At 43.8% G+C, this 993-nt stretch carries 1 protein-coding gene; it reads left to right on the top strand.

Features of this window, described 5'->3' with window-relative positions; translation table 11 throughout:
* Nucleotides 1-202: 202 nt before the first annotated feature.
* Entirely contained in the window at nt 203-757 is a 555-nt protein-coding gene (locus SSCH_RS07360; RefSeq protein WP_269746144.1) for a transposase, read from the top strand.
* Nucleotides 758-993 lie beyond the last annotated feature (236 nt).

The raw sequence follows: 993 nt of genomic DNA, 5'->3' as shown, positions 1-993 counted from the left end.
GATGGGACGACGTACCTACGAGCATAAGATTGTCACCTGCCAGATAGTGGGTGGCAAACCGCCGATCATTTTAGGTTTGAACCGATCAAGCGGGGGAGGGCGAGACCACAGCTTCCAAGAGGCTGGTTGACTGGCTCTACCAGGTATATAAACATTTTGCTGACATAGTGGTGGTTGATGCCGGCTTTGCCAAGCTCCTTTTATCAACCACTTGTGCAGCAAAAACATCCACCTTGTAGTTCGGCTAAAAGATAAGCGGATGCACATTGTCAAGGATGCGGAAGGACTATTCAGCCGTCAAGTGCCAGCCAAAACATGGCGAGAGGATAAGTCATCCACCACTCATCTAGACATCTCTGCCTGGGATGAAGAACAGTTCAATAGCTGGGATGGAATGAAAAAACCCTTAAGGGTCGTCAAGATCGTTGAGAGCAGGTATGGCTATGCAATAGTAGGTGGCAAACGTCAGGAAGCCATCGAAAGACACGAAATTCTGGTAGCTACTACCTTAAGCAAAAATGAAGCACCCCCGGAGCTAATCCGGGAAATTATTCATCGGAGGTGGGAAATAGAAAACACGGGATATCATGAACTTAAAGGGAACTGGAACATGGGGCATTGCTTTATTCATCAGGAAGTCGCTTTTCAAGTATCATTTTGTGGTTTTATGTTTTTTGGCGGTCAATCTTTTCTGGCTTTTCCTGTTACAGAAACAGGCGCAGCTATGCTAACAGTGGTTTTAGCGCCAGAGAGATAGCGGAGAAGATGCGTAATGCCTTGGAGTATATCAGGGACAGGAGCCTAGCACGTTATCTTTTTGACACATGCTAGTATGAAGCGACTATTCGATGATATAGAGTGCCCCATGGAAAATAAATAATCAAAAAATCGATTTCCATGAATGACAAAGATTACAGGATGATATTAAGTTTTTTACGCTTTCACAAATATACTTAATAATGGAAATTCCGGAACAGTTAAAATGTAAGACAT

The organism is Syntrophaceticus schinkii (assembly GCF_000946815.1).
Classification (GTDB): domain Bacteria; phylum Bacillota; class DSM-12270; order Thermacetogeniales; family Thermacetogeniaceae; genus Syntrophaceticus; species Syntrophaceticus schinkii.
Note: the sequence above shows the minus strand (reverse complement) of the source record. Positions and strands in the feature narration are given on the sequence as shown.